Annotated in this window: 13 protein-coding genes; 6 read left to right on the top strand and 7 right to left on the bottom strand. The window is 61.1% G+C overall.

All coding sequences use genetic code 11. From position 1 onward, the window contains the following. Positions 1-1,078 precede the first annotated feature (1,078 nt). From BPHY_RS35745 to BPHY_RS35730, 4 genes are all read left to right on the top strand, one after another. Complete coding sequence (locus BPHY_RS35745; protein ID WP_244304949.1) at positions 1,079-2,368, top strand: replication initiation protein; 1,290 nt, start codon at positions 1,079-1,081, stop codon at positions 2,366-2,368. A gap of 86 nt (positions 2,369-2,454) precedes the next feature. Next, positions 2,455-3,606: a ParA family protein gene (locus BPHY_RS35740; RefSeq protein ID WP_012406360.1), complete on the top strand. Its 1,152-nt coding sequence runs from the start codon at positions 2,455-2,457 to the stop codon at positions 3,604-3,606. A gap of 12 nt (positions 3,607-3,618) precedes the next feature. After that, a complete protein-coding gene (locus BPHY_RS35735) occupies positions 3,619-4,584 on the top strand; it encodes a ParB/RepB/Spo0J family partition protein (RefSeq protein ID WP_012406359.1) in 966 nt (321 codons plus the stop codon). A 2,403-nt stretch (positions 4,585-6,987) separates the two neighbouring features. Beyond that, positions 6,988-8,268, top strand: a complete 1,281-nt coding sequence (locus BPHY_RS35730) for a DUF445 domain-containing protein (protein WP_012406358.1) — start codon at positions 6,988-6,990, stop codon at positions 8,266-8,268. A gap of 39 nt (positions 8,269-8,307) precedes the next feature. Here the strand turns inward: BPHY_RS35730 and BPHY_RS35725 are convergent, their stop codons facing one another. After that, entirely contained in the window at positions 8,308-8,631 is a 324-nt protein-coding gene (locus tag BPHY_RS35725) for a hypothetical protein (protein WP_012406357.1), read from the bottom strand. Between the two features lie 111 nt (positions 8,632-8,742). Between BPHY_RS35725 and BPHY_RS35720 the strand changes: the two genes are divergently transcribed. Further along, a complete protein-coding gene (locus BPHY_RS35720) occupies positions 8,743-9,246 on the top strand; it encodes an MOSC domain-containing protein (RefSeq protein ID WP_012406356.1) in 504 nt (167 codons plus the stop codon). Positions 9,247-9,312: 66 nt separating this feature from the next. On the opposite strand, the gene msrB is transcribed toward BPHY_RS35720, so the two are convergent. Beyond that, positions 9,313-9,765, bottom strand: a complete 453-nt coding sequence (gene msrB, locus BPHY_RS35715) for a peptide-methionine (R)-S-oxide reductase MsrB (RefSeq protein ID WP_012406355.1) — start codon at positions 9,763-9,765, stop codon at positions 9,313-9,315. A 305-nt stretch (positions 9,766-10,070) separates the two neighbouring features. On the opposite strand from msrB, the gene BPHY_RS35710 reads away from it, so the two are divergent. Continuing rightward, the gene (locus tag BPHY_RS35710) at positions 10,071-10,754 is read left to right on the top strand and encodes a DNA-3-methyladenine glycosylase I (RefSeq protein ID WP_012406354.1); all 684 of its coding nucleotides are present in this window, start codon (positions 10,071-10,073) and stop codon (positions 10,752-10,754) included. A 45-nt stretch (positions 10,755-10,799) separates the two neighbouring features. Here BPHY_RS35710 and BPHY_RS35705 read toward each other — a convergent pair whose 3' ends face one another. The 5 genes from BPHY_RS35705 to BPHY_RS35685 all read right to left on the bottom strand — a co-directional run bounded on the left by BPHY_RS35705 (position 10,800) and on the right by BPHY_RS35685 (position 16,219). Next, on the bottom strand, positions 10,800-11,240 hold the full coding sequence (locus BPHY_RS35705) for a zinc-finger-containing protein (protein ID WP_012406353.1): 441 nt from the start codon (positions 11,238-11,240) through the stop codon (positions 10,800-10,802). Between the two features lie 125 nt (positions 11,241-11,365). Further along, positions 11,366-12,229 (bottom strand): hypothetical protein, encoded by an 864-nt coding sequence (locus BPHY_RS35700; protein ID WP_012406352.1) that lies wholly within the window; start codon positions 12,227-12,229, stop codon positions 11,366-11,368. Between the two features lie 68 nt (positions 12,230-12,297). Then, positions 12,298-13,218, bottom strand: a complete 921-nt coding sequence (locus BPHY_RS35695; protein WP_012406351.1) for a DUF2950 domain-containing protein — start codon at positions 13,216-13,218, stop codon at positions 12,298-12,300. Positions 13,219-13,229: 11 nt separating this feature from the next. After that, positions 13,230-14,618 carry a DUF3300 domain-containing protein gene (locus BPHY_RS35690; RefSeq protein ID WP_012406350.1) on the bottom strand — a complete coding sequence of 463 codons (1,389 nt, stop codon included), beginning with the start codon at positions 14,616-14,618 and terminating at the stop codon, positions 13,230-13,232. 371 nt (positions 14,619-14,989) lie between these two features. Beyond that, a complete protein-coding gene (locus BPHY_RS35685) occupies positions 14,990-16,219 on the bottom strand; it encodes a c-type cytochrome (RefSeq protein WP_012406349.1) in 1,230 nt (409 codons plus the stop codon). Positions 16,220-16,234: the final 15 nt, after the last annotated feature.

Below are 16,234 nucleotides of genomic sequence, written 5' to 3'. Positions count from 1 at the left end.
GAACGCGGTTTTTCTTATTTTTTCGACACTGTCGTTACCTGGCGATCCTCATCGTCTGTGCGCGCTCGCATTGCAGTTGCGGCTCGGTTGTGGTCAACGGTCCCCGTCCATATCCACGGCTGCTCATCATGCAGCCTGCGGTTTTTCGATCTGTCCGCTGACAAAATCGCTCCGGGGTGCGAGCGAAGCGCGCCGATGTTGGGCCGCGCACCGGCGTATTTATCGTAAATAGGCGATGGCGCGCAATGTCCCCACTTGGGGCGGAGTGACGCGGAAGGTGACTGCACATGCTGCCGCAGTGGCGCTAATGTCCCCACCTGGGGTGCCATACTCGTATGCGTGCAGCGTGCTCCCGATGTTGCTCCGGTTTTTGGGTGTTGCACGGCGGACGTGGCGCTCGAAAATGGCCTATCAGGGGTGAGCTTCAGTCGATTGTCCCCACTTGGGGTGTAAAGCGCGAAGCCAATGTTTTATGAATCTCATTGTCCCCAGTCAGGGTGTTTACCGTCGGAGGTCCTATGAATGTCAGCCGGTTATTTACGATAAATAGCGTTTTAGCCGAAACGATGTTCAGGGGCGATCGCGATTTAACGATTTATGTTCATAGAGTTACGTACGGTTGTGCATCAGGTTTCGAGCTGGCTGAGGTTCGCAGTTCGATTTCGAAGAACGGGGGAGCATTTATTTCTTCGATAAAAGCAGCAAGCAACTCTGTGTTCGTGTCCCCGTTTGGGGTGTATTGAGGTTTGTATACCGTTTGGTAAACAACGTTTACACCGTTTACACCACGGAGTCCCTTATCTGATAAGGCTCGCCGGACGTAAACGTCCCCATTCCGGGTGGCAATCGACCCCGAGCGGGGTGTCTTTCATGACCAAACGTCCCCGTCTGGGGCGTTTCACGCCCCCAGATGCGGTGGGATTGTCCCCGTCTGCGGTGAATCTACCCATGACCGTATTAACGCGATGCGTTGAGCGAAGGCGAGCGGGACGTTTGTCGCGCAACGTATCCCTCATGTCCCAGTCGACGATTGCAACCTGGGGTCATTTAGAGCACAATTCCGGGCATGCCTAGAACCTTGCCGAAAGAGGTTCGTACCGAAAGCGTCAAAAAGCATGTGGCCGCCATCCATACAAGCGGCGAGCTTTCGCTGCTCGAGCGAAAGCTGTCCAATGTGCTGCTGCTGCATTCGTACGATAATCTTCTGACCACGAGAACGCACCGCCTGCCGGTCCGTACGCTCATGCTCGTGCTCGGCTGGACCGAGAGCGAAAACACCGAAAAACTTCGCGAAGCGCTCAGACAGCTGGCCACGACCGCGGTCGAATTCAATGTCATGGATGACGGTCGCGAGCGGTGGAGCGTAATGCCGATCCTGTCGTTCGCCGAAATTCGGACCGGCGTGTGCTCGTACCGCTACGACGAGGCGCTGGCCGAAAAGCTTTATGATCCGTCCATCTATGCGACCGTCAACCTCGGCGTGCAGCGTAAATTTTCGAAGTCGCACGCGTTGACGCTCTACGAAAATTGCCTGCGTTTTCAGAAGGTTGGCTCGACCGGCTGGATCGAGCTTCCGGTCCTGCGGAAGCTTCTCGGTGCAACCCAGGAGTATTACGACGACTTTCGCCGGCTGAACAGTAAAGTGATTCAGAAGGCCGTCAAGGAGATCAACGATGTCTCGGATATCAACGTAGAGGTCGAATACCAGCGTATGGGCCGCTCGGTGACGGGCGTGAAATTCTTGATCCGCCAGGGCGCGCAGCAGTCACTTTTGACGCCGGAGACGGAAGACGAATTCGCGCACGTTCGCGACAGCGAGATTTACCGGAAGCTGCGCGCGCATGGCATCGGGGACAAACTGGCGCTGAGTTTCGTGATCGAGGACGAGGAACGAGCACGGCTGGTGGTGCAGCTTGCCGAAGAGAAAGACAAGAAAGGGCAGATCAAGCGCTCGACGGCTGGTTTCATCCGCACACTCATCGAGAACAAGGCAGACGTGTCCGAGCCCGAGTACGAGAAAGAAAAGCGCGAAAAGGCTCAGAAACAGGCAGCGGCTGTGCGTTCGCGGACGCTCGATGCCCGTTTGCAGGAGTTGCGCATCGACTTCGACCGTCTTCAATGCGCCGCGGCAGTCAAGGCGCTCACGCAGGACGAGAAGCGAGCCTTTGCGCGCCAGTTCGTCGAAGGCGACGGCGCGAAGTACGCACGCGAGTTTCGTCCGGAGAGTCCGGGCCTGTTTTCGGGCTCAGTGGGCCGCGTGAACTTCGCATCCTGGCTGCGAAACCGCGTCCGCCCCGAATTCGACGTACACAAGTTCGATGCGTGGTTATCGCAAAATCACCAGGACATCGCGTTGCAACGGAATTGACGGATATTCCGAATTTCCGTTGAATAGATGGCTTTCTGTCGAGCCATCTGATATAAGCTGACTGCATCGTCTTCCGCGGATCAGCTATGAACATCACTATTCAAGACATCGTCGATCAGGCCGCTCGCGCGACTGACATCGTCTCGCAAGTACGGGGTCGCATGCTTGCGCCGAACGCTCGTAAAAACCCGCCTGTTTTCAACGCTTCGCAGCTCGCTGCATTGTGTGAAGTCGACAAAAGCCAAATCACCTACCGCACTTCGAAGGGCGACCTGCCGCCCGGCACCGTCAACGCGACGGGTTCGCGCCGTGAATTTTCGTTGCCGGAAGCGCGCGAGTGGGTTCGCGCTTATCGCGGTAATGCGCTAAGGCCGGAAAGCGCGCCGGCGATGACGGTCGCGATCGGGAACTTCAAAGGTGGCGTGAGCAAGACCACCACCGCGATGACGCTGGCGCAGGGCTTGAGTTTGCGGGGACATCGCGTGCTCGTGATCGACACGGATCCGCAAGGTTCCTTGACCACGCTATTCGGGATTCTTCCTGATACAGAAGTGGAAGAAGATTCGACGATTACGGCGTTGGCGACGGGCGATCAATCGAGTATCGAGTACGCGATTCGCGAAACATACTGGGACGGCATCGATCTGGTGCCCGCGTCGTCATCGCTGTTCAACGTGGAATTCATCTTGCCTAGCCGTCAGATGAAGGAGCCGGACTTCGAATTTTGGAACGTCTTGAACACGAGTCTCGAGCAGGCGCGCCGCAATTACGACGTGATCATCATCGACACGCCGCCTGCGCTGAGCTACGGCACGGTCAACGCATTCATGGCAGCGGATGGCCTGATCGTTCCTACGCCGCCCAACGCGCTGGACTTCGCCAGTTCGGCGCAGTTCTGGACGCTCTTTAGCGACCTCGCTTCAAATCTGACGGCGGAAACAAACACCGATAAATCGTTCGAATTCATCCATGTGCTGCTTTCGCGCGTCGATCCCGCGGACGCCGCCGCCGGTGTGGTTCGTGAATGGATTTCCGCGACTTACGCTGAAAAAGTGCTCCCGGTGGAGATTCCGAAGACGGCGGTGACGGCGGCGAGTTCGGCTGAGTTCGGCACTGTGTATGACATTTCGCGCTACGACGGCAATGCGAAAACGTACCGCCGCGCGCGCGAGGCATACGACCGGGTGACGGAAATCGTTGAGCAATCCATTGTGGCCTTCTGGGCGAAGTCGGAATAAGGAGAGCGATAAATGTCGATCAAAGACAGGCTTGCAAAGAAGACGGGGGATCTGATGGTGCCGGCTCCGGCGCAGGACGCGGGGCGGACGGCGTCTCCGCGGACGGCGCCCGGCCAGATGCTGGCGTTTCGCAGCGCAATGCGCGAAAGCTCCGATCGTGTTTCGCAGCTCGAAGCGCAACTCAAGGAGTACGACGGCGCGGTTCCCATCCGCGCGCTGGATCCGAAGACGATCCAGGCGTCGAAGTGGGCGAACCGGCAGGACTTCGGCGACGAGAGTTTTGCGGAGCTGAAGTCGTTGATCGCGGAAGCGGGTGGGAATACGCAACCGATCAAGGTCCGGCCGTCCAACGATGGGGACGGCTACGAGATTGTGTTTGGGCATCGCCGGCATCGTGCGTGTCTGGAACTCGATCTGCCTGTGAATGCGATCGTCGATCGCGAGATTACGGAACAAGGTCAGTTCGTCCAGATGGACCAGGAGAACCGGGCACGGAAAAACCTGAGTCCGTGGGAACAGGGCGTGTGGTACAAGCGCGCGCTCGACGATCAACTGTGGCCGTCTCAGAACGCGATGGCGAAGGCCTGTGGGTTGTCGCAGGGGAATATTTCCAGCGCGCTGCTGGTGGCTGAGCTGCCGCCTGAGGTCGTTGGGGCCTTTCCTTCTCCGCACGATATCCAGTTTCAGGCGGCACGGAAGTTGTCGGTGGCGTTGAAGAAGGCGGGGGATGAGATCGTGCAGCGCGCGGTCGAACTCGCGGAAGATCCGGCGCGGACCGCGCCGGAGGTGTTGGCTGCGCTGTTGGGTGCGGGCCGGGCTGCTGCTCCTGCTCGGAAGGAAGAGGAAGTGGGGATTGAGCGGAAGGGCGACCTTTTAGTCATCCGTTTGCGGGCTAACGGTGTGCCGCAGGATCGTGTCGAGGAGTTGCGGCAGTTGATTACTGGATTCCTCGAGGACGTTCAGTCGTCGCCCGATTGAGATCGTTAAGGTGCCCGTCGCCGCGCGATGGGCACCGCGAAGAGTTTCTTTTTTGCAGCAAGGTTGTTGGTTGCCTCCGACGTTGCGTTCGTCGACGTCTAGTTCCCGTCTTTGTTCTCTGCGGTCGTGTCCGACCGGCATTTTCTCGTGGCACTGCGGTAAGCCTCTTGTTTCGGCTGAGTTGGCGGGTCGGCGGTTCCGCTGTTTCTTCTTCCGAAGTCGGGACTCGTGCGGCTGGGACGCCGTTCTCAAGGTTGTCGGTGGGCGGGAGCGGTATGCGACGTATGCTCGGATAGGCGTCGCCTAGAGGTTATTTACGGTAAATAACCGGAATTCGTCCGCCCGAACAAGGCATATGGCATGTAACCTTCGTGTCGCCGATAAGGCACGCGGCCATGAAGCCGACCCCGGCGCGAGGTTATGTTTGCTCGATCGGTCTCGCGGCCCGCGACCTATTTACGGTAAATAACCTAAATCCCCACCCACGGAATACTAATCCGTTCCACTTCGGTTATTTACCGTAAATAGCCCGTCCGTCTCTTGAGACGGGCCAACGCATGGGTCGCGACGACTTGCACGCCCCATGTGCGCGTGGTCTTGAGCCAGCCGCGCAGCATCACAGTGAGTCGGTCGCTGACCCCCACTAGGACCCGTAACGCTTGCCAAGGCGACGCCCTCGCGTGTTGCCAAGTCGCATGTTTGTGAATCAGACGGTGCTGAGGGCAAACGGCAAATCCAAGGGCCAACCGTGCGACGACGGGAAAATAACAAAGGTGGGCCGATCGAGACCATCCTCCGTATCCACGACACCCTCTCGCTCCTGCCGACACGACATAACGAGGAGAGGAGGACGGATTCATGCGCCAAGGAAATCGCAGTTTCCGGACGAGATAGACGCGTCAAACTCGAGGCGATCAAAAGCGCAAAAAGCATCGGTTCGATCGATGTCGACCCGTCGCGGCCATGCCCCTCGGGCAGAGCACAGTGCACACGAGGGCCAGGCATGATCCGACTTCGAAGCGCTGGTCTGTTGCAGCACGACTACCGTATGAGGAACGGCGCCCGTTGCCGCGTTGACCATGACTACAGAACCGTAAAAGACCAGCACGCCCACTCCGGTCCGGCGTGGGCATTTGAGTATAAAGACGCGCCCCGTCTGGTGACTATTGAGCGATGCGAGTCCGTGCAGCCATCCGATGAGCCCCGCAGGTGCAACCGCGCTTAGTCGTTCCGCCCCAGACCTGATCGACATAGAGCGCGAGGCTCCGCTCGCTTGCATGCGTTTAGCGCACTGGGAAAGCCGTGCCGCAAAACCGCGCTCAAAGGCGCGCCGATGAAAGCCGGATTGATTATCCAGCCAAAACTAGGAGCCGGAGAACTTCGATTTGGCGGTCGGACTGATCGCGGCGACCAAGCCGCGGCATGCATCTGATTGGCAAGAGACCGCATGGAAATGCTCGTAGGGATGCTTCGCCTCAAAACGCGACCTCTCCTGCGGGGGCGGGCCGCCGACATGACGTGCACAACGCTGGAAACATCTAGGCTTGTCAGCTCGAATTCCGACGTCATCCTGTTGGGGCGCAATGCGGCGGACGACTATTGACGATGCGAGCGAAAGCCGAGCCCATCCTTCGAAGGATCGAGAACAGGAGCAAACACGTCACCGCTGCGAACTTAGGTTCAGCAGTATTGGGAGTTGATGTAACGCTGACGGCGTACCATTGCCGATCGGACGGCCAGAATCCGCCAGCGACGCCACTCGACCCCTAGCTATCTCGAAATAACTAAGCTGTACGAATCAAATCGTGCGGTTTACGCGACCATAAGAGTTTTGAAGCAAACGCGCCCACTCGGGCCAAAAAGACTTTCACCCCGACTTCGGACGCTAGTCCGTCGGCACTCTCACTCGGTGCGTCCCGAGCCCGCGAACCAACGCCAAATCGACTCCGATTCGTTAAATCGCCAAAAACCATTTAGCGCCAACGACTTGCAGGCCAATCCGTGAAACAACCTTAAGAAAACCACACGGATGAAGAAACCTTTATAATGCAATGAGTTAGCCGTCCCGCCGCCGAATGTTTCACGCATTCCGGCGCATCGAGTGAGATATTTCGCGGCATACGTCGAGATCGTTGATTTTCTCTTGCAAAACGACGCAAACGTATTTTGCGCTACGTGATTCGTTGTATTCGTTACAAATCCTCGGCGCCAAATCCAAACAGCGCGTCCACTGCCTTAAAACAGCAAGCCAGGCGCGTCGGCATCTTCACGTGGGTCGCGCCGACACAAGAATCCGGTTCTCATCAGAATGCGCGCGGGCGAACGTAGCCGCACATCCGATACTGGACTCGCGGGAACACGCCCTGCATCGCGGACACCCAATCGACCCGACACGTACCCACGATGAACAAGGAAGCCGAACTCAAACGCGCCAAGCATCGCGCGACGCTCCTGCTTCTGATCGCCACGGTCATCTTCATCGCGACAGCCTTCATGCAGCGAAGCGTGTGGATCGACGGTATCAAGGCCGTCGCGGAAGCGGCGATGGTCGGCGCGCTCGCCGACTGGTTCGCCGTCGTCGCGCTGTTCCGGCGCGTACCGATTCCCGGTGTCGCCGCTCACACAGCGATCATCCCGCAGAACAAGGACAAGATCGCCGACAACCTCGCGATCTTCGTGCGCGAGAAGTTTCTCGACGAATCATCGATCGTCGGTTTGATCCGCAAGCACAACCCGGCGCAAAGCATCGCGAATTGGCTGTGCGTCGATGCGAATACGCGGCGCCTCGGCGACTACGTGCTCAAGCTGACGGGCGGCATTCTCGACTTGCTCGATGACGCGCGTATCCAGAGCTTCATCAAGGACGCGCTGGATGCGATGCTCGACAAGATCGACCTGTCGAAAGCGACGGGCGCAATCCTCGACACGCTGACGCGCGATGGCCGTCATCAGGAACTGCTTGACGAAGGCATCGAACATCTGATGGCGCTGTTGCGTGAACCGGGCGTCCGTACGTTCATCGCCGAGCAGATAGTCGACTGGTTCAAGCGGCAATATCCGACGCTCGAAAAAATCATGCCTTCCGAATGGCTCGGCGAAAGCGGTGCAAACGTCGTTGCGGATACGGTGAACAACATGCTGCTGCGCGTGAGCGAAGACCGCAGCCACAAACTGCGACAGAAGTTCGACGAAGCGGCCGCGCGGCTCGTCGTCAAGTTGAAGTCAGATCCCGCTTTTCTTGAGAAGGGCGAAGAGATCAAACGATATGTGAAGGAGAGCGAGAATCTCGCGCTCTACGTGAGGGATCTGTGGGCACAGTTGCGCGACTGGTTGCGGCGCGACCTCGCATGCGACGATTCCGTGCTGCATTCGAAGATCGGTGCAATGGGGCAATGGATCGGGCGCGAGCTGGCGCAGGACCCATCGCTGCGCCGCTCGCTCAACGATCATATGGAAGAGGCGGCGCGCGCGATGGCGCCGGATTTTGCCGGCTATCTGACGCGCCACATCAGCGACACGGTCAAGAACTGGGATTCGCGCGACATGTCGCAACAGATTGAACTGAACATCGGCAAGGATTTGCAGTACATCCGCATCAACGGAACGCTCGTCGGCGGATGCATCGGCCTGCTGCTTTACGTCAGTTCGCAGCTTTTTGCGCTCGTGCGGCTGCACGTCGGCTAGTGCGAATACGCGGCACGCAAGCCATTGGGTTAGGAGGCTTTATTGCGCGGTGGCGGGCTTGTTGTGCTTTGCGCATTCCTGCGTGAAGAGCATGCTCGCCTGGTCGGGCGTCATCGCTTCGGGGCTGCTGTAGATGCGCTCGATCATCGCTGTGACCGCCTGACGATCCGACTCGTTCTTGTAATATTTCTGGGCCTGTGTCAGCGCCTGATCTTTGGTTTTCTTATGACGACGCCAGGACGCCACCTGGCCCGCGATATCGCCGATCGCGAAACACTGGTCGGCGACCGTCTGCGCGAGCGCTTGCGTCGACGGCTGCGCGAGGCAGGCGGCAAGCACCGCTGCGGCTACTGCTCGTTTCATTTCCGGTTCCTGTTGTCAGATGGGCGATAGTATAAAGACGGTCGCAGCGGTGCCACAGTCCGGCATCCGCTGCCGCTGACCCACATCGACCTCGAACACGCGAAACACCTCATGCCGCTCAACCCGTCATCGCCGCTCGCGCGCCTGCTCAATGGTCCCGTTCATCCGGGCAGGATCCTCTGGATCGGCCTGCGGCCGCGGCGAAAAGACGCGATGTCCGTAGTCGAGACGGCCGTGATCGACGCCCACGCAGGGCTTGTCGGTGATCACTACGCCAGCCGCGCCGGCGCACGTCAGGTGACGCTGATTCAGGCCGAAAGCCTGCGAAGTATCGCGAGTCATCTGGGGCGCAGCGATGTCGCCGCGCTCGAACTGCGGCGCAACATCGTGACGGAAGGCATCAACCTGGTGGCGCTGAAAGGCCGGCACTTCCGGATCGGCGAGGCCGTGTTGCAGACGACGGGGGAATGTCATCCGTGTTCGCGCATGGAGGATGTGCTGGGTATGGGCGGCTACAACGCAGTACGTGGTTTCGGCGGCATTACGGCACGCGTCGTGACAGGCGGTGCGATCAGAATCGGCGACGCGATCGAAGCGCTGCCTGTGGCAGGCTAGCGCGTTCGGTCGCGTGGAACGAAACGGCATGCGACGCCGAAAACCGCAAACGCACGCCGCATCGGCTTACTTGTTCGCGACCTCGAAGAGACTGCGATATTGCCCGTAGCCTTCGGCTTCGAGCTGCGAAACGGGAATGAAGCGCAGCGATGCCGAATTGATGCAATAACGCAGCCCGCCCGTTTCGCGCGGACCGTCCGGAAACACATGGCCCAGATGACTGTCGCCGTGCTTCGAGCGAACTTCGGTGCGGATCATGCCGTGGGTCGTGTCGCGCAACTCCACGACATGCTCGTCTTCCAGCGGCTTCGTGAAGCTCGGCCAGCCGCAGCCGCTATCGAACTTGTCCAGCGACGTAAAAAGCGGCTCGCCGGATACGACGTCGACGTACAGACCTGCTTCCTTGCTGTCCCAGAACTCGTTGTAAAACGGGCGTTCCGTCCCGCTTTCCTGTGTGACTCGACGCTGCTCGGCGGTGAGCCGGGCCAATGCTTCCGGTGTTTTTTCATACGCGGACATGTGTGAACCTCTCCTTGATAAGGGCGGCGAACGCTGACGCCCGCCGCGCAAGCCCAACGGCCCGCTAACGGGCGTCGCTCGCATATATGGGCAATGTGGATACGCACAAGCATACGCAAATGTCCGGCTGCTTGCAGACCGCACGCCAGCTCGCGCTGCCGGTTCCGGCCGGGATTGATCACGCACGGGCATCGGTTGATGCGTGAACGGAATCATTCGCTCACGCTTGCGACCGACGGGCGAGGGAGACGACAATAGCGCGCTGAAAACCAGGCCGCCGATCCAACGCCCGCGCGGCACCGACGATGAAGAAAACGCCTTTCGCCACGAAGCCCCCCGCGAAGAAAGCACGTGCCGCAGCGAACAAAGCAGCGCGTCCAAAGAAGCCGCAACCACTCGATGCAATCGTCGGCGCCGACGGTCTCGCCCGTCCGCCGTGGGCCGCCGTCGATCCGCTGCTCAAGCATTACTACGACACCGAATGGGGCATGCCCGTGCGCGACGAGCATGGCCTGTTCGAACGTCTGAGCCTGGAGGCGTTTCAGTCGGGACTCTCATGGGCGACCATTCTGCGCAAGCGCGATGCGTTTCGCGAGGCGTTCGCCGGCTTCGACCCGGACGCGGTCGCGGCGTTCGACGACAAGGACGTCGAACGCCTGATGGCCGACGAACGCATCATCCGAAACCGCGCGAAGATTCTCGCGACTATCACGAACGCGGTGGCAACGATCCGCTTGCGCGAAGAGGGCGGTCTACCGGCGCTGATCTGGTCCTTCCAGCCACACGCGACGCCCGCGCCGCGCACGATCGCCGACATTCCGACCACATCCGCCGAGTCCATCGCGTTGAGCAAGGCGTTGCGCAAGCGCGGCTTCGTATTCGTCGGACCGACGACGATGCATGCGTTGATGGAGGCGACGGGCATCGTGGATACGCATCTCGTCGACAGTCATCGCCGTGGCAGTTCGGGTGTGTGGCCGCGCGAATAGGAAGGGCTTCGGCGTACGGCGCTATGCGAACGGCGGCGGCGCGTTTTAGCTGCCTCGGCGCGCGGCCATGAACGCCTCGACGAATCGAAGCGCCTGCTCGCATTGATCGAGCGACAGCATGTGAATCGAACTGGGCAGCGGATCGATGCGCAGCTCCGTCGCAACCCAACGGATTGCCTTCGAGCGCGCTTCGAACGCATTGACGCCGTCGCGTCGCACCTTGGCGGCGACGAGCGGTTCGAGCGCGTCGTGCAAGCGGCTTTTCGCTTCGCGCAACGCGGCATCGGCGAGTCGGCCGAGGGGAACGTTCCTCGTGCTACGCGCATGAATGCCGATCCACGCCTCACATGGCGAGCAGACCCAGACGGCGCCGTGATCGTCGCGATATGGATAGCTTTCGTCTCCCGCCCGCGCGAGCGTGGCTTTCGCGCCGCAGTAATCGCACAAAGGCTGCGGCAGCGCCTTGACGGGTTTGCCTACGCGCATCGCGGCGCCTCGGCGGGTTGGACTGGCTTCATACGACGATTCGAAAATGGATGTTGTTCCCAACGATACCAGTTGACCGGTCGTCGTACGAGAGGCGAATCGATGCGCCAGGGCGCGCGGACACTTCAAGGCGCCGCAGACGCGGGCGGCGGAATCGCGGTCGCAGGCGTGCCCAAACGCGGTGCCGGCGCCGCCCCTTGCGCTTTGTGCGGTGCCATCGTGCGGAGCAGCACGAGATCCCGCTCTGGATCGGGCATCGCGATGATCGCGTGCAAGGTCACGCGCGTCGTCCAGCACACATCGGCCGGTGTCGCCTGCTTCGGGTTCGACGTGTAGAACGCAAACCGTTCGAGACTCGTCTGGTCGCCGCCGAGCTCGGCGATCAGCATCCGCGTGAGCTGATTCTCTGCCGCGGCGTTCTGTTGCGGCGTCGGCGCGGGCACGGGCGCATCGGACACGTCGCTGAGCAGCACCTTGTAAAGCAGCCCGAAATACTGATCGACATCCGCGTCCGACATCTCGCGCAACGACACGTGGTTCATCACCGCGCTCATGTCGTCGAGACCGAAGCAGTTGACGGGAACCAGTTCGTCGAGAAACCGGGTCAGCAACTTCACGTACTGGAGCCGGTCGGAAGGCGTCAGATGCGCAAGCCCATTCGACATCACCTCTTCGCGCGCTCTCGGATCGAGAAAAATTTGCCCGACATGCTGGCCGTGCTGGAGGCTTTCGGCGATCGCGGGGTCACGCTGGATCTTCTGAATCCAACGCAGAATGATCCGCGACTTGTTCGAGTCCGCATCGATGCCGTGCTTGCGCAACAGGTTCACGACCTCGCTCGATTCGGTATTCATGCCGCTCGCGGCTGGGCCCGGCGCAACGGGTGGCGCAGCGGAGTCGGACTCGCGATGGATCACGGCATGGGCCGACGCCATGAAGATCAGCGCCGTCGTCAGCAGCATGATAAGGAGAGAGGCGGAACGTCTCATGTTGCCTCACTGTCCGAACAGGCCGAACTTGCCAGATACGCATCTGCGAACGCGCCCGCGAGCGCATGTCAGGGCTGCACCTGCGCCCAGCCCGGTCCGGGGTCGAACGACGTCGTCGCCTTCGCCTTCTCGGCGCTATCGGGCCCGAGGTCGCGCTCGTAGACCTGCCCGGCGTGGCTCACCATAAAGCTTTTGATGCCTGTGTCCCCATAGCGCGCGGGCCACGCGATCACGGCAAAGCCGCCGAACAGCTTGCCGTGCGCGAGATAGTCGTATGCGCCGCCGGGTGCGTGCGGTCCTTGCGACGTGAGCAGTTTGTAGTGATACCCGTGATAGCCGGTGTCGCCAGCCTTGCGCGTACTCGCCTGTATGAACGCCGGTCCGAGCGGGCTAGGCGGCGCATCGGCCTGCGTCGGCCAATAAAGACCGTCCTGTTTTCCCGGCGAACTCGACAGCTTCGATGCATACGACAGCAGGCCGTCGCCGTCGTGGTCGGTGAGCGCGTATTCGCGCTGCGCGTCGTAGACCGCGAGCATCGCCTGGATGACGGCAAGCTCGTTTCGGCCGATGCGGCGCAGCCGCATTTCCTCGGCGCCCGCGCCGGTATCGAAGTGCCAGCCTTCCGCGGACTTCACGAGCGGAATGGGGAACGTCCAGCCGTCGCCGCCCACCGCGATATGCGCGTGATGATCGTCCGTCTGCTGGATCTCATGCGACTTGCCCCATGCGTCGATGAAGCGGCTTCGCACTTCGACCCCAGCGGGCGGAATCAACTCGCGGAAATCGCGGCCAAAAAGTGATTGCAGCGTCGCTTCCTCGTTGTTGGCGACGGCTTCGCCGAACGCGTTCATTGCGGCATCTGGCGAACTGAAGTTCTTCTGCGCATGTGCCGTGGACACGCCGACGGCACTCAGCGCGCATGCGAGCGCAACGGCGCACAGCGCGCCTGCCGCCGTCGAACCCGGACGATATCGTGACGAGGTTGTCATGCTCGTGTCTCCTAGCGTCTTCCGCGTCCGCCGCCACCGCCGCCGCTTCGCATCCCGCCGCCGCTCGGACGGTTAAAGCCTGAGCCCTGCGCGCTCGAGCGTCCCCGATCGTAGTTGCGTTGCGATGCGTTGCCTGCGCCGACGCCCTGAAACGCATTGTCGCGGCCTGCGCCGTAGCCGCCGCCTCCCCCTCCGCCAACGCGATCGCTTGCACGTGTGACGTCGCCCGCGCCTGCGCGGTTCGATACGCCGCCGCGGTCGCCGCCCGCGGCCGAGCGGTCCGCCGTTCCCGCGCGATTGCCTGCGCTCGCCCGATCCGCTGTCGACGCGCGGTTGCCCGCGCTTCCGCGATCGGCCGTTGCCGCGCGGTTGCCCGCATTGGCGCGATCGGCCGCTCCGGCGCGATTGCCCGCACCTGCGCCAGCACGATCAGCCGTATTGGCCCGCGCGCCCGCGCCTGTATCGCGGCCGCGGAAATCGGACCGTCCTTCAGCGCCGGGCACATTGCGCGAATACTTCTCGCGAGTCGCGTTGTCGCGGTAAGCGACGCCCTGGCGATGGCTCCCATCGTGCTGCCAGCGCCCGCCCTGCACCTTGGTGCGGTCGAAATTGCGATCGATGTTGGCGGCCTTGTTGACGTTGATGTTGACGTCGCCGCCGCCCCAGTTGCAGTTGCTGAAGATCGCGCCCGCGGCGGCGAGCCCGATGCCCCACGCAAAGCCCGTCGCCAGCGCCGCGCCCGGATAGTAGGCGGGGTACGGCGGCCAATATGTTGGCGGATAGGTCGGATAGCTCCACGCGCCGTACACGACGGTGGGGTTATAGGAGGGCACATAGATCACTTGCGGATTCGCAGGTTCGACCTTGATGATTGTCTCCCCGCCGGCGGGCGGCTGCTCGACGACTACGTTCTGCTGCTCGTTCGATTTCAGATTGCCGGAGTCTTTCGCGCGCGCCCGCAACCGCTGCACGGCGGCGAACACGTCTTTCTGCTGCGCGAGAAACGCGTCGCCGAGTTTTTGCGTCCAGTCGAGCTTGTCGTTCATCGGCTCGAGGATTTGCGGGAACGCGACCATCGATTTCACGCTGACGTCCCACGGCTCTTTTTCGACGGCCTTTACGGCCGCATCGCCCTTGACGTTCGGATTGGCCTTGACCCAGCGCGCCGCGTGCACGATCTCCAGCGGATACGTCGAGGCCATCAGCACTTGCGACAACACGGAATCGGGATACAGCGCGATCGGCGCGACGAGCGCTTCGATCTCTTCTGGCTTGAACGGTTCAGCGGGCGGCGCAGCGGGCTGCTGGGTCTGAGCGCGCGCGCTGCCGACACCCAACGTGAGCGCGACGAGCAGCCACAGGCAGAGCGCGTAGACCCGTTGCAGATAACGTGTGGACATGGCCGCTCCTTCAGACGGAAGGACAGGTATCCGAACTGATCGGACCTGTCGTGACTGACGGCAAACTGGAAATGTTTTGTGTTGGAATGCGGCTTCGACTCTATAGGATGTTAGAACATCCTTGCCTGAAGTGATGCAAATACTCAGCCTGCTTGCGGTAAATGCAAGCGTGGGTATCGGATGAAGTAATTAAGAGCCGGTTGAGTAACGCGTGTAGCAGCATGTTGCGCATAGATTGCGCAAAGAGAGTGTCGCGCGGCGAATCTATTCATGTCTGCGTTGCGCGCATTGCATCAATAGTGGGCGCGGCGCGTGTCGACGGAAATCGTCACGGCCGGCCCACATATTCGACATAAGCGATCAGGCGATCCTCACTTGCCCGCGTTGAGTTTCATCGTGGAAGCGCGCGCGTCGTCGGCCGTCAACTTCCCGCCCCCCGCGTGATAGCCGTTCGAATAGAGCAGGAACGCCATGATGTCCGCGTAATCCTGATCCTTCATTTTGCCGGGCTTATCCGCGGGCATGTTCGTCGACAGGTAGTTGAACACGCCGCCTATCGTCAGACGCGCATTCGACGCCGGTGCGAACGCAGGCCCTTGCAGCGCAGGCGCCGTTACCCCCTGCAGCTGCGCGCCGTGGCATTTCGCGCACGCCGCCGAGTAGAGCTGCTTGCCGTGTGTCGCTTGCGCCTGATCGAACGACGGCGCGCCGCTTGCGTCTGCGGCAATCTTCACGAAGTCGCCTGCCTCGTTCGCATCCGCCATCGCGAGCAGTGCGTGTTGCGCGACGGCGTGCGATGCAGCGGGACCGTCGCGAAAGCGCGCCGCGTCGTCGTCATTGGCCGTCGCGTCGAGCGCGTGCGCGGGCATCGCCCAGTCGTGCGTCAGTGTGACGAGACGGCCATTGTTCGACAGCTTGTCGAGCGCTGCGTCGATTGGTTGCCGCAGCGCCGCCGTGCGAGGACCGAAGGCGAATACGAGTTGCCAGTCCGCATAAGGCGAGTGCGCGGCAGCAACCGTAAAGCGACGTGGCGGATGCGCGAGCTGATAAGCGACGACGGCCGGATACCAGACGATCGCGCGCTGTGCCTGACCCTTCGCGACGGCCTCGACGGTCAATGCCGACGTGTTCTCCAGATGCAGTTTGACGCTCCGCTGCTGCACGGCAATCAGTTGCGCGGGGCTCGCATACGTGGCCGCGACGGTGTTCTTCGCGGCGCCTTGCGGAGCGGCATCGGGCGCTTCGATGCTTACGTAGCCCGCGCGCAGATAGCCATGCGAGAACTGCAGCTTGCTGCTCGAGCCATCGGCGACGGCCGAGCGCGGAAAGCCTGCGATCACGTCGCACTCGCGTGCAAGCGTCTTGTCGAGTTCCTTCAGCGAGACGCCGTCATCGTCGCCATCGCCGATGCCATGCTTGACGATCGTTGCAGCGATGCCCGCTTGCGCGAATGCGTCGCGCGCGACAGCTTCATCCAGCGACGCCGACGGACTGCCAGGAAAAGTGCAGACTTTCACGGCCGCTGTCGCGTGAACGGACGTGAGCGCGACACACGCAGCAAGCACGCTCGCTGCAGGAATACGATTGAGAGAGTGGTTCATTTCAAGACGTCCGGA

Source organism: Paraburkholderia phymatum STM815, from assembly GCF_000020045.1.
Lineage (GTDB): Bacteria > Pseudomonadota > Gammaproteobacteria > Burkholderiales > Burkholderiaceae > Paraburkholderia > Paraburkholderia phymatum.
The sequence above is the reverse complement of the archived record's forward strand: the minus strand, read 5'-3'. Positions and strand labels throughout refer to the sequence as shown.

Excerpts from the sequence above, each read along its gene's own strand:
- BPHY_RS35710 (WP_012406354.1), top strand. The coding sequence starts at position 10,071 with ATGAAGAAAACGCCTTTCGCCACGAAGCCCCCCGCGAAGAAAGCACGT.
- BPHY_RS35705 (WP_012406353.1), bottom strand. The coding sequence starts at position 11,240 with ATGCGCGTAGGCAAACCCGTCAAGGCGCTGCCGCAGCCTTTGTGCGAT.
- BPHY_RS35690 (WP_012406350.1), bottom strand. The coding sequence starts at position 14,618 with ATGTCCACACGTTATCTGCAACGGGTCTACGCGCTCTGCCTGTGGCTG.
- msrB (WP_012406355.1), bottom strand. The coding sequence starts at position 9,765 with ATGTCCGCGTATGAAAAAACACCGGAAGCATTGGCCCGGCTCACCGCC.
- BPHY_RS35700 (WP_012406352.1), bottom strand. The coding sequence starts at position 12,229 with ATGAGACGTTCCGCCTCTCTCCTTATCATGCTGCTGACGACGGCGCTG.
- BPHY_RS35740 (WP_012406360.1), top strand. The coding sequence starts at position 2,455 with ATGAACATCACTATTCAAGACATCGTCGATCAGGCCGCTCGCGCGACT.
- BPHY_RS35695 (WP_012406351.1), bottom strand. The coding sequence starts at position 13,218 with ATGACAACCTCGTCACGATATCGTCCGGGTTCGACGGCGGCAGGCGCG.
- BPHY_RS35730 (WP_012406358.1), top strand. The coding sequence starts at position 6,988 with ATGAACAAGGAAGCCGAACTCAAACGCGCCAAGCATCGCGCGACGCTC.
- BPHY_RS35725 (WP_012406357.1), bottom strand. The coding sequence starts at position 8,631 with ATGAAACGAGCAGTAGCCGCAGCGGTGCTTGCCGCCTGCCTCGCGCAG.
- BPHY_RS35685 (WP_012406349.1), bottom strand. The coding sequence starts at position 16,219 with ATGAACCACTCTCTCAATCGTATTCCTGCAGCGAGCGTGCTTGCTGCG.
- BPHY_RS35720 (WP_012406356.1), top strand. The coding sequence starts at position 8,743 with ATGCCGCTCAACCCGTCATCGCCGCTCGCGCGCCTGCTCAATGGTCCC.
- BPHY_RS35735 (WP_012406359.1), top strand. The coding sequence starts at position 3,619 with ATGTCGATCAAAGACAGGCTTGCAAAGAAGACGGGGGATCTGATGGTG.